This is a genomic window from Sphingobium jiangsuense, from assembly GCF_014196495.1.
GTDB lineage: Bacteria > Pseudomonadota > Alphaproteobacteria > Sphingomonadales > Sphingomonadaceae > Sphingobium > Sphingobium jiangsuense.
The window spans coordinates 1-12190 of record NZ_JACIDT010000024.1; the positions used below are offsets into that span (position 1 = coordinate 1).

At 67.9% G+C, this 12190-nt stretch carries 9 protein-coding genes and 1 pseudogene; 3 read left to right on the forward strand and 7 right to left on the reverse strand.

Going from position 1 to position 12190, the window contains the following annotated elements; genetic code table 11:
- Positions 1-934: pseudogene (locus GGR43_RS20615) on the reverse strand (DNA helicase); the annotation flags it as partial.
- Between the two features lie 92 nt (positions 935-1026).
- On the reverse strand, positions 1027-4683 hold the full coding sequence (gene putA / locus GGR43_RS20620; RefSeq protein WP_246343955.1) for a bifunctional proline dehydrogenase/L-glutamate gamma-semialdehyde dehydrogenase PutA: 3657 nt from the start codon (positions 4681-4683) through the stop codon (positions 1027-1029).
- Positions 4684-4959: 276 nt separating this feature from the next.
- Here putA and GGR43_RS20625 point away from each other — a divergent pair, with 276 nt between their 5' ends.
- The 3 genes from GGR43_RS20625 to GGR43_RS20635 all read left to right on the forward strand — a co-directional run bounded on the left by GGR43_RS20625 (position 4960) and on the right by GGR43_RS20635 (position 8316).
- The gene (locus tag GGR43_RS20625; RefSeq protein ID WP_188073699.1) at positions 4960-5358 is read left to right on the forward strand and encodes a hypothetical protein; all 399 of its coding nucleotides are present in this window, start codon (positions 4960-4962) and stop codon (positions 5356-5358) included.
- 153 nt (positions 5359-5511) lie between these two features.
- Entirely contained in the window at positions 5512-7164 is a 1653-nt protein-coding gene (locus GGR43_RS20630) for a cation:proton antiporter domain-containing protein (RefSeq protein ID WP_188073700.1), read from the forward strand.
- Between the two features lie 327 nt (positions 7165-7491).
- Complete coding sequence (locus GGR43_RS20635) at positions 7492-8316, forward strand: ferredoxin--NADP reductase (protein ID WP_188073701.1); 825 nt, start codon at positions 7492-7494, stop codon at positions 8314-8316.
- Between the two features lie 168 nt (positions 8317-8484).
- On the opposite strand, the gene GGR43_RS20640 is transcribed toward GGR43_RS20635, so the two are convergent.
- The 5 genes from GGR43_RS20640 to cyoC form a co-directional block, all read right to left on the reverse strand.
- The gene (locus GGR43_RS20640; RefSeq protein WP_188073702.1) at positions 8485-9027 is read right to left on the reverse strand and encodes a response regulator transcription factor; all 543 of its coding nucleotides are present in this window, start codon (positions 9025-9027) and stop codon (positions 8485-8487) included.
- Complete coding sequence (locus GGR43_RS20645; protein ID WP_246343956.1) at positions 9024-10328, reverse strand: ATP-binding protein; 1305 nt, start codon at positions 10326-10328, stop codon at positions 9024-9026. Before GGR43_RS20645 ends, GGR43_RS20640 begins: the two co-directional genes overlap by 4 nt.
- Positions 10325-11065 carry an SURF1 family protein gene (locus tag GGR43_RS20650; RefSeq protein WP_188073703.1) on the reverse strand — a complete coding sequence of 247 codons (741 nt, stop codon included), beginning with the start codon at positions 11063-11065 and terminating at the stop codon, positions 10325-10327. Before GGR43_RS20650 ends, GGR43_RS20645 begins: the two co-directional genes overlap by 4 nt.
- 113 nt (positions 11066-11178) lie before the next feature.
- Positions 11179-11556: a cytochrome o ubiquinol oxidase subunit IV gene (gene cyoD / locus GGR43_RS20655; protein WP_188073704.1), complete on the reverse strand. Its 378-nt coding sequence runs from the start codon at positions 11554-11556 to the stop codon at positions 11179-11181.
- On the reverse strand, positions 11553-12188 hold the full coding sequence (gene cyoC, locus GGR43_RS20660; RefSeq protein WP_188073705.1) for a cytochrome o ubiquinol oxidase subunit III: 636 nt from the start codon (positions 12186-12188) through the stop codon (positions 11553-11555). Before cyoC ends, cyoD begins: the two co-directional genes overlap by 4 nt.
- Between the last annotated feature and the right edge of the window lie 2 nt (positions 12189-12190).

Genomic DNA, 12190 nt, shown 5'->3' on the forward strand with positions numbered 1-12190 from the left:
CACCGCAAGATCGCCGCTTAATATCAACCCCAGGACGAGGCCCGCACTCCGCTAATTTACGCCGCGAGTTGTGCCAAATGTTCTGACGACGGACATCGAACACGATCAGGTCGTCGAGATCGAAATGCCGCCGCAGCGCCGCCGCCTCGTCGGTCATCAGGTTGGAAAACTCGACCGGTTGCAGCCAGACGCCGGTGAACGCATGGCCCCTGGTCAGGACGACCAGCGGGTTCAGCCCTGCCTGCTCCAGCGCGGCGGCGAACAGCAGCGCGGTGTCGAGGCAGGTGGCGAGGCCGCCTTCCATGATCGCGCCGGGTGTGCGCACCTTCTGGCCCGCGCGCTCGAAGCTGGCGGGCGGGATCGCGTAGGAAAGGCGCGCGCCCGCCACGGCGGACCAGATCGCCGATGCCACCTGCCACACGCGGGCGCGGTCCTTCGACCGGTATCCGTCCAGCGCATCAGGCTTCCCCGCCCGGCGCAGCACCTCGCACGCGGCCTTCAGCAGCCGGTCGACGGCAGGGTCGTTGGGCATGACGAAGGCGGGCAGCAGCTCGGCCATGGAGGACAGCCCGCCCCACTCATTATGGGCGAGCAGTTCCACATCCTGCCGCTCGCGCGCCAGCTCCGTCCCGTCCTCCGCATGCAGCGTGAGAGTCAGCGTGCCGCGCAGGCTTTCGGTCAGCCCGTCGAGCAGCGTCGCGTTGAGCCGCACCGCGCGGTCGGCAATGGCCAGTTCGTCGCCCGGCGCGATCCGGTCGATCCGCCAGTCACGCGGCTCGACAAAGGCGGGATCGGCGGTGAGGGACAGGCGGCATCGTTCCAGCGCCTGTTCCCCCGCCAGCGCGATCTTGACCTCGCGCAGCAGGGGCACCGCGTTTTGATGAGACGCAAAACCGATTTTCGCGGCCATCACCGCGTGGACCGAGACTTCCATGGACTGCCCCCGTTTCAAGGGGGTCCAGCCTAGTCACCGGCCTATCCCGCAGCATGGCAAGATTGATCCATAATGGAGGGCAGCCGAGTTCCCTAAACGAGAGTCATCAGGCTGGCATTGCCGCCCGATGCGGTGGTGTTGATCGAGGTCGCGACCTCCTCCATCAGCCAGAGCGGATCATAGGTCAGCCCGGCCGCGCATTGCTCCGGCGTCGCCGTCCACAGCGGGACGACCGGGCCGGGGCGCTCCGCCAGCCGGCGCAGCAGGCGGAGGACGGCCGCCTCGTCGCCCTCGGCCAGCGCGGCGGAAACCGGGGCATCCGCCGCAGCGATCCGGGTGCGCACCCTTTCGGGCAAGGCGGCCAGCGTGTCGGCCAGCCCGGCGGGAAGGCCGGCGATCGCCAGTTCATTGCCGGTCGCCAGCCCCAGCGCGATCTGTTGCAGCAGCCCCGCCATGGTCGCGGGGTAAAGGCCGATCCGTCCCCTCGGATGCAGCGCATAGCTGTTGCGCTCGCCGACCGGGCCGGGCAGCGGCACTTCGCATCCCAGCGGGCAGGTCGCCTCCAGATGCCGCGCCAGGGCCGCCGCATTCCGCTCGCCCCGGCTTTCCAGCCACTCCGCATAGGCGGCGAGCACAGGATTGCCGCCCACCGGCGCCATGCCTTCCGGCGCCGGGGCCGTCCCCTGCACCAGCCGCCGCAGATAGAGCGGGCCGCCCGCCTTCGGCCCGGTGCCCGAAAGACCGCGCCCGCCAAAGGGCTGCACCCCCACCACCGCGCCGATCATATTGCGGTTGATGTAGATATTGCCCGCCTTCACCCGCGCCGACACCTGCTCGACCATGTCGTCGATGCGGGTGTGCAGGCCGAAGGTCAGGCCATAGCCGGTCGCGTTGATCGCATCGATCAGCCGGTCGAGGTCCTCCCGCCGCCAGCGCACCACATGCAGCACCGGGCCGAACACTTCCCGTTCCAGCTCGGCTATGTCGTCCAGCTCGATGATCGTCGGCGGCACGAAATGCCCGCGCGCCGCATCGGCGGGCAGCGGGTTGCGCTCGATCCGCCTGCCCTTCGCCCGCATCGCCTCGACATGAGCCTCGATGCCCGCCTTCGCTTCGGCGGTGATGACCGGCCCGATATCGACCGCAAGGCGATCCGTCCGCCCCAGCGACACTTCCGCCATCGCCCCCTTCAGCATCGCGAGCGTGCGGTCGGCGATATCCTCTTGCAGGCACAGCACCCGCAGCGCGGAGCAGCGCTGCCCCGCGCTGTCGAAGGCCGACGCGATCACGTCGCCCACCACCTGCTCGGCCAGCGCCGAGGAATCGACGATCATCGCATTCTGGCCGCCGGTTTCGGCGACCAGCGCAATAGGCTTGCCTTCGGGGGACAGGCGGCCGGCGAGCGAGCGCTGGATCAGCCGCGCCACCTCGGTCGATCCGGTGAACATCACGCCCCGCACCTCCGCCGCGCCGGTCAGCGCCGCGCCGATCGCGCCATCGCCCGGCACCAGCCGCAGCGCATGCGGCGGCACGCCTGCCTCATGCAGCAGGCGCACCGCTTCGGCGGCGATCAGCGGCGTTTCCTCGGCGGGCTTGGCGAGCACCGGATTGCCCGCCGCCAGCGCCGCCGCCACCTGCCCGGTGAAGATCGCAAGCGGGAAGTTCCACGGACTGATGCACACCACCGGACCGAGCGGGCGGATTTCCGCCGTGCAGACGCGCCGCGCCTCGCCCGCATAATAGCGCAGGAAGTCGATCGCCTCGCGCACCTCGGCTATCGCATTGGATGCGGACTTGCCCGCCTCGCGCATGATCAGGCCGATCAGCACGCCGATGCGCCGCTGCATCAGGTCCGCCGCGCTTTCGAGGCAGGCCGCGCGCGCCTCCACCTCAAGCTCCGGCCATGGGGAAGCCACCGCAGCCCGCGCCGCCGCACGTGCTTCCTCCGCCGTCGCCTCGACCACGGTGCCGACCCGATCGCCGAGGTCCGCCGGGTTGAGCACCGGACGGGCCGCGCCCGCGCCGCCCTCCGTCGCCGCGCTCCAGTCGATCCGCGCGCTTTCCCGCGCCGCCTCGGCCAGCGCCGCCAGCACGCTCTCATCGCCGAGGTCGAGGCCCTCGCTGTTGCGCCTGCCCGGCAGCAGGTCGGCGGGCAGCGCGATCGCCGGATGCGGCGCGCCGGGATCGTCCATCGCCCGCACCACATCAGCGGGATCGGCGATCAGGTCCTCCACCGACACGTCGGGATTGGCGATGCGATTGACGAAGGAGGAGTTCGCGCCATTTTCCAGCAGCCGCCGGACCAGATAGGCGAGCAGCGTCTCATGCGTGCCGACCGGCGCATAGATGCGGCAGGGGCGGTTCCATCCGCCCGGCCCGACGATCTGGCTATAAAGCGGTTCGCCCATGCCGTGCAGGCATTGATATTCATAATCGCCGGGGCGGAAATCCGGCCCGGCGAGATGATGGATCGTCGCGAGCGTCTGCGCATTATGCGTCGCGAATTGCGGAAAGACATGCGCCCGCGCCGCCAGCAATGCCCGCGCGCAGGCGATATAGGCGACATCGGTGTGCTGCTTGCGGGTATAGACCGGGAAACCGGGCAGGCCGTCGACCTGCGCGCGCTTGATCTCCGCATCCCAATAGGCGCCCTTGACCAGCCGCACCATCAGGCGGCGACCGGATCGCCGCGCCAGATCGATCAGCCAGTCGATTACGAACGGGCAGCGCTTGCCATAGGCCTGCACCACGAAGCCGAGGCCGTCCCACCCCGCCAGCTCCGAATCGAGCGCGAGGCTTTCCAGCAGGTCGAGCGACAGTTCGAGCCGGTCGGCTTCCTCGGCATCGATATTGACGCCGATGCCGTAGCCGCGCGCCAGCAGCATCAACGCCTTCACGCGCGGCAGCAGTTCGCCCATCACCCGTTCCGCCTGCGCGCGGGAATAGCGCGGATGGAGCGCCGACAGCTTGATCGAGATGCCCGGCCCGGCATGGATGCCCCTGCCCGCCGCTGCCCTGCCGATCGCGTGGATCGCCGCCTCATAGCTATGATAATAGCGCCGCGCGTCGGCCATCGCCGCCGCCGCCTCGCCCAGCATGTCATAGCTGTGGAGAAAGCCCCTGCCCTCCGGCCCGCGCGCGCGCTTCAGCGCCTCCTCTATCGTCTGCCCGGCGACGAACTGCTCGCCCAGCATGCGCATCGCCATGTCGACGCCGCGCCGGATCACCGGCTCGCCGCAGCGGGCGATCAGGCGGGTGAGCGCCGCGCCCAGCCCGCGCGCGTTGACGCTTTCCATCAGCACGCCGGTGACCACCAGCCCCCAGGTCGCGGCATTGACGAACAGCGACCGGCCGCCGCCCCAATGCGACCGCCAGTCGCCATCGGCGATCTTGTCGCGGATCAGCCGGTCGCGCGTCGCCTCGTCCGGTATGCGCAGCAGCGCCTCGGCAAGGCACATCAGCGCCACCCCTTCCTGGCTGGACAGCGCATATTCCTGCACCAGCGCCTCGACGGCGCTGCCGTGGGGGCGGGCGCGCAGGCCGAGAACGAGGCCGCGCGCGGTGCGGGCGATGGCGGCGCGCATCTCCGGCGGCAGCGTCGCCGCGTCGAGCAGCGGCGGCACGCAGTCCCGCTCCGGCGCGCGGCAGGCGGCGGTGATCGCCCGCCTCAGCGCGGAAGGCTCGCGGACGGGCGGCGCGAAACGGGCGAAAGGTGCAGCGGGGTCGATGCCGTCTATCATGAGGGGCATGATAGCATTGCCGCGCTGGGGACGGGATAGCGGAAGGACCGGCCCAAAGGAAAATCCGCCGGATCGGCGTGCAGCTCCGACCCGGCGGATGGTGCGCTTGCGCGCAGAGGCTGCATAGGGCGGCATGACACCGCTGTCAATAATCCGCATGCGCACTTGCGTCTTTTCATGACGGCACGGCTGGGACGCACCCGATCGACCCGCCAATTTACAGCGCAAGGTCAGACTGATAGGCTTCTCCAGGTCCGGCATCACGGAGGGAGAACGGCGCGGCTTGTGCGGGTCCTGAACATATCTCGCGGCCCGCGCGGCCTTGCCTTTCCGCCAGCGCTGTGGATTTCGCTGGCGGTGGTGCTGGCCTGCGCATTGATGCCTGCGGGAGCGCCGCGCACGCGGATGGTCGGATCGGCCTTCGACCCGTCGACCGTCATGGTCGCGCTGAAACTGAAATCGGAACGCCCCCGCCATGTCCGGCCGGAAGCCGCGCGGCCGGGCCGCAAGCTGCCGCCGCCGATCCCGATGGAGGCCGGATATGGACTGATCCAGCCGGTTCCGGCCGCCTTGCAGCGCGGCCTCGCCGCCCGCGCCGAGGCGGAAATTCCGCCCCATATCGCGCCGCGCCATTCCGACACAATCCGCGACGCCTCGCTCGCCCGCGCGCCTCCGGCCGCCTGACATCGGCCTTTCCGGCTCCCGTCCCGGAAAAGCCGAAAGGCGCGGCGAATTTGTCATGAAGCTGTGGAAATATCGGGCCTGTCCCCTTTTGCCCGACCTTGTCCGACCCCTTGTCCGGCCCTTTTTGCCTGACCCCTTTTGCGTGGAGCGTGGATGGTTCATCACTCCCCCCTGATCGGCACCATTGTCGCCGGACTCGTCGTCGCTTTCGTCATGGGCGCGCTCGCCCAACGCCTCAAAGTCTCCCCCATTGCCGGATATCTGCTCGCCGGGGTCATGGTCGGCCCCTCCACCCCCGGCTATGTCGCGGACAGCGGGCTGGCCAATGAACTGGCGGAAATCGGCGTCATCCTGCTGATGTTCGGCGTGGGCCTGCATTTTTCGCTGAAGGAATTGCTGTCGGTGCGGGCGATCGCCGTGCCCGGCGCACTGGTGCAGATCGCGGTCGCGACGCTGCTCGGCATGGGCCTTGCCGCGATGCTGGGCTGGGGGCTGGCGGCGGGCTTCGTGTTCGGCCTCGCCCTCTCCGTCGCGAGCACCGTGGTGCTGCTGCGCGCGTTGCAGAGCCGCAGCCTCGTGCAGACCGAAAGGGGCCGGATTGCCGTCGGCTGGCTGATCGTGGAGGATCTGGCGATGGTGCTGGCGCTGGTGCTGCTGCCGGTGATGGCCCGCATCATCAGCGGCGGAACGGCGGGCGGCCTTTCCGCGCTCGTCGTGCCGCTGGCCCTGACCTTCCTGAAGGTCGCCATATTCATCGGCCTGATGCTGGTGGTCGGGCGGCGCGTCATCCCCTCCGCGCTGCACTGGGTCGCCCATACCGGATCGCGCGAGCTGTTCCGGCTGGCGGTGCTGGCGATCGCGCTGGGGGTGGCGTTCGGCGCCGCCTTCCTGTTCGACATATCCTTCGCGCTCGGCGCCTTCTTCGCGGGGATGATCCTCGGCGAAACGCCGCTCAGCCGCCGCGCGACGGAAGAGACGCTGCCGCTGCGCGACGCCTTCGCGGTGCTGTTCTTCGTGTCGGTCGGCATGCTGTTCGATCCCGCGGTCGTGGTCGAGCAGCCGCTGCCGCTGGCGGGAACGGTGGCGATCATCCTGTTCGGCAAGTCCGCCGCCGCCTATCTGATCGTCCGCGCCTTCGGCCATTCCAACATCCAGGCGCTGACCATCGCCAGCAGCCTCGCCCAGATCGGCGAATTCTCGTTCATCCTCGCCGCGCTCGGCACCCAGCTCGGCATGCTGCCGCAGGAGGGGCGCGACCTGATCCTCGCGGGCGCGATCATCTCGATCTTCCTCAACCCCTTCGTCTTCACGCTGATCCTCTCGCGCGAGAAGCTGGCGGAAAAGGCGGGCAGGACGGCGGAGGAACCCGCCGCCGCCGCCCCGCCGCCGCCGTCCGATCATGTGATCCTCGCCGGATATGGCCGGGTGGGCAGGCTGATCGCGCGGGAGCTGAAGCGCGCAGGCCGGCCCTTCGTGCTGATCGAGGACCAGCCCGACATCGCCAGGCGGGCGGAGGCGGACGGCATGACCGTGCTCGCCAGCAATGCGATCGACCAGCAGGCGCTGGAAAAGGCGGGGGTGCAGCGGGCGGGCAAGCTGCTGCTCGCCATTCCCGAAGGCTATGAAGCGGGCGCGATCTTCGAGCGGGCGCGCGCGCTCAACCCCGCGATCCGCGTGATCGCCCGCGCCCATAGCGACGCGGAGGCGGAGCATCTCCAGCGCCTCGGCGTCACCGAGATCATCACCGGGGAACGGGAGATCGCCGACCGCATGCTGTCGCTGTGCGGCCAGCGGCTGATGGGCTGAATGGCCGCTTTCCCGCCTCCGCCGCCATTTCTGAAACCGGTCCTATCGCCCCTGAAACAAATTATCTCGCCAAAAAAATTGATCCCTATTCGCATTAGCAATAATAGCCGCCGCAACGCATTATAGGGATTCGGCATGCGCACCCCGATCGTTCACCCTGCGAAAAGCCGCCGCTTCAGGTCTTCTTTCCTGTTGTGGGCGCTGCCCGTGTGCGGTAACGCGTCGCGCACGTCACGGATCAACACAGGTTTCGCCATGGGTCGGGAAGCCGGGGGCACGACACGCCAAGCAACCCGCGCCCTTCCCCTGCATGAAGGATATTAGACGATGAGCGACAGTCTGGCCACAGCCAACCAGACCCTTACCCCGACCTCCGCCCTGTCGGTCGAGGAAGTGCTTTCGGTCCATCACTGGAACGAGCATCTGTTCAGCTTCAAGATCACCCGCCCGGCCTCGCTGCGTTTCCGGTCCGGCGAATTCGTGATGATCGGCCTTCAGGGCGACAATGGCCGCCCGCTGCTGCGCGCCTATTCGATCGCCAGCCCCGCCTATGCCGAGGAGCTGGAATTCCTGTCGATCAAGGTGCAGGACGGCCCGCTGACCTCGCGCCTGCAAAAGATCCAGCCGGGCGACCATATCTATCTCGGCAAGAAACCGACCGGCACGCTCGTCGCCGACGCGCTGCTGCCGGGCAAGCGGCTGTTCCTGCTCTCCACCGGCACCGGCCTCGCCCCGTTCCTCAGCGTCGTGCGCGACCCGGAAATCTACGACCGCTTCGATCAGGTCGTCGTCGTCCATGGCGTCCGCCATGTCAACGAACTGGCCTATCGCGAACTGCTGGAAAGCAATCTGGAAGGCGACCCGCTGCTGGACGACGATCAGCGGGCGCGCTTCCACTATATCCCGACCGTCACCCGCGAGGACTTCCACACCACGGGCCGCATTCCGGTTCTGATCGACAACGGCACGATCTTCAAGCACCCGCTGGGCGACGGCGCGCCGCATTTCGACCCGGCGACCGATCGCATCATGATGTGCGGCAGCATGGCGATGATCAAGGAACTGGAGGCCAAGTTCCTCGACATGGGCTTCATCGAAGGCTCCAACGCCTCGCCCGGCCAGTTCGTGATCGAACGCGCCTTCGTGGATTGAGGCGGGGGACAACGGTTATCAGGAAAGGGCAGCGACCGGTAACGGCGCTGCCTTTTTTGTTACCTTTATACCGTCATGCCAGCGCAGGCTGGCATCTGTGGAGGCTTGGCTCCGCGCTATCGATAACGATGCCAGCCTGCGCTGGCATGACGGATGGGAGGATGCCCCCTACTTAATCTGCCGCTTCTCCAGCTTGCGTGCCAGCGTGCGCCGGTGCATGCCCAGCCGCCGCGCGGCTTCGGAGATGTTGAAATCGCTCTCCACCAAGGTCTGGTGGATATATTCCCATTCCAGCGTCTTGATCGAGGTCTTGCGCCCTTCCACCGGCACCGCCGCGTCGCCCTCGCCCTTGCCGAACGCTTCCTCTATGTCGTCGGTGTTGGACGGCTTGGCGAGATAATGCGCCGCGCCCAGCTTGATCGCCTCGACCGCCGTGGCGATGCTGGCGAAGCCGGTCAGCACCACGATGCGCGTCGCCGCATCCCTGGCATGCAGCATCTCCACGCAGCTGAGGCCGGAGGCCGCGCCCAGCTTCAGGTCGACCACCGCATAGGCGAAGCTCCGCCCCGCCTCCAGCAGGCTTTCCACCTCCTTCGGACTGGAAGCGGTTTCCACGCGATAGCCGCGCCGTTCGAACGATCGCCGCAGCGTGCGGGCCAGCGCCTCGTCATCCTCGACGATCAACAGGGAGGAGCCTTCCGCTATATTCATGCCGTTCCTCCTCCATCAAATGCCAGCGAGGCGAGCGGTATGGTCAGCCGCACGCTCGCCCCGCCGTCGAGCGGATTGGCGACGTTCACCCGCCCGCCCAGCTTGCGCATCACGTTCACCACCAGAAACAGGCCCAGCCCCCCGCCCGCGCGGCCCTTGGTCGAGGCATAGGGGCGGCCGAAATTCTGCAACATCTCCGGCGTGAAGCCCGGCCCGTAATCCCGCACGTCCAGCACCAGCGAATCCCCGATGCGCGATGCCGCGATCCGCACCCGGTCGGGCGAGACCTCCACCGCATTGTCGATCACATTGCCGATCACCTGCTTGAGCGCCGGGTCGGACACGATCGCCATGTCCTCGCCCAGCAGATTTTCGTACTGCAATTCCCCCGGCATGCGGGGCCGCCATTCGCCGACGATCTGGTCGAGGAAATCATGCAGCGTCGTCACCGTCGGCTTCTCGCCGCGAATCTCGCCCGCCGACATCAAGATGCCGCTGACGATCGTCTTGCAGCGTTGCAGCTCGGTGCGGGCCGAGCGCACATCCTCGGCAAGGTCGGGATTGCCGGCGATCTCCGGCATGCGCGCCCAGTCGCCGAAGATCACCGACAGCGAGGAAAGCGGCGTGCCCAGCTCATGCGCGGCGCCCGACGCCAGCAGGCCCATGCGCACGATATGATCCTCCTCCGCCGCCTGCTGGCGCAGCGCCGCCAGCGCCGCGTCGCTTTCGCGCCGGTTGCGGTCGAGGCGGACGACGAAGAACATCAGCAGCACCGCGATCAGGAAGAAGCAGATGAGGCTGCCCGCCTGATAGAGGTGCAGCGGGTCGCCCGCCTGCCCGGCGGGCAGCACCAGCGGCTGATAGCGATAGGTGAGGAACAGCATGAACAGCCCCGCCGCCACCGCGATCAGCCAGCTCCAGCGCGGATCGAGCAGGATCGCGCCGATGACGATCTGCAACAGGAACAGGAAGGCGAAGGGATTGCCCGCCCCGCCGCTATGGTAAAGCTGCCACGCCAGCGCGGTGACATCGAGCAGCACCACCGCGAACAGTTCCGCATTGGTGAAGGCCCGCCGCCTGCGCATCACGCCGAGACTGGCGACATTGACCAGCGCGAGCAGCAGCGGCACCGTCATCAGATTGGCGAGCGGCAGGTCGATGCCCAGCCCTTTCCATGCGACGGCGATCGTCAGTATCTGCCCGGCCACGGCGATCCAGCGCAACTGCACCAGCAGCGCCATGTTGCGGCGGCTGGCCGCGACGCGCTGGCCACCCCGTGGCAAGGGAGCCTTGCCGCTCATGCCGCCGCCCCCCGGCGCCAGAGCCAGAAGGCCAGCCCCAGCGACCCCGCCGCCATCGCGAACCATGTCAGCGCATAGGAAAGATGGCTGTTGGCGAAACGGATGACGGTCAGCCCCGGCACCGGCGACCCCGCCGGGCGCGCGGCGGCGGTGCCTTCGGTCTGCGCATCCACGAAGAAGGGTGCGACATGGGAGAGGCCCCGCGCGCGCGCCAGCGCCTCCACGTCGCGCGAATACCAGCGGTCGCCCGCCGGGTCGTTGCTGCGCAGGAAGCCGCCGCCCGGCTCGGTCAGGCGCAGCAGGCCGACGATCGACACCTGCCCCTGCGGCGTCGCCGCGCGCGCCGCCTCCAGCCTGCTGCCGGTCGGCACATAGCCCCGGTTGACGTATATGAGGCGGCCGTCCCCGGTGCGCAGCGGCGTCAGCACCCAATAGCCCGCGCCGAGGTCCGTCACCGCGCGAACCAGCGCCGTGCCCGACGCGACATAGGCGCCCGACAGCCTTACCCGCAGATATTCGAGCTCCGGCAGGGAAGAGGCACGCGCGGCGGCTTCATCGGGCGGCGCGACCGGCGGCGCGTCGACGCGCTGCTCGACCTTCGCGATCAGCGCTTCCTTCCAGGCGAGGCGCTTCACCTGCCACAGGCCCAGCGCGGTGAACAGCAGGACGAGCGCGACAAGAGACAGGACCGGCACGCCCGGAAAGGATGATCCGGCCTGCCCTTGGTCCTGCTTCATCGTCCAGCCTTCCCGCTTGGTGCATTTTCGGGCCGGAGGGACATCCCCCGGCCCGGCAAGGCGTCAACCGCAAACCCGGCGCGCGGGTTCCTGTCCCTTTGCCGCCCGCGCTCTCAGGGCAACTGGCGCATGTCGTGGACCGGCATCATGTTCATGTGGAGGTGATACATCACCCACATCGACCCGGCGAGCACAATCACCACCAGCAACAGCGTGAAGAGCAGCGCCATCAGGTTCCAGCCGCCCTCGGACTTGCCGTTCATGTGCAGGAAATAGACCATGTGGACCAGCACCTGCACCACCGCGAAAGCCATGATGACGATGGCGGTGGCCGATTTGCTGGCGAGCACGTCGCCCATCACCAGCCAGAACGGGATCGCCGTCAGCACGACCGACAGGAAGAAACCGATCAGATAATCCTTCAGCGAACCATGGCTGGCGCCCTCGTCATGATGGCCGTCATGGCCGTGCGTGTCGTGTGCAGCGCTCATCGCAGCATTCCCATCAGATAGACAAAGGTGAAGACGCCGATCCAGATCACGTCGAGGAAGTGCCAGAACAGGCTGAGGCACATCAGGCGGCGCTTGTTGGCCTGGATGAGGCCCTTCTTCGCGACCTGCACCATCAGCGTGACCAGCCAGATGATGCCGAAGGTGACGTGCAGCCCATGCGTGCCGACCAGCGTGAAGAAGGAGGAGAGGAACGCGCTGCGCTGCGGCCCCGCGCCCAGATGGATCAGGTGCGAGAATTCGTAAAGCTCGATCGCGAGGAACGCCGCGCCGAACAGGCCGGTGATGGCGAGCCACATCTGCGTCGCGCCGACCTTGCCCTTCTCCATCTCCAGCATGGCGAAGCCGTAGGTGATGGAGGAGAAGAGCAGCATCGCGGTGTTGAGCGCGATGAGATCGAGGTCGAACAGGTCCCTGGGCGAGGGCCCGGCGGCGTAATTGCCGCCGAACACCGCATAGGCCGCGAACAGCATCGCGAAGATGAGGCAGTCGCTCATCAGGTAGATCCAGAAGCCCAGCATGGTGCTGCCGCCTTCCGGGTGATCATGCTCGTGCAGATCGAAGTAGCGGGCCGTCAGGTCGCCCGTGCTATCGGCCGTAACGCTCTGGCTCATGG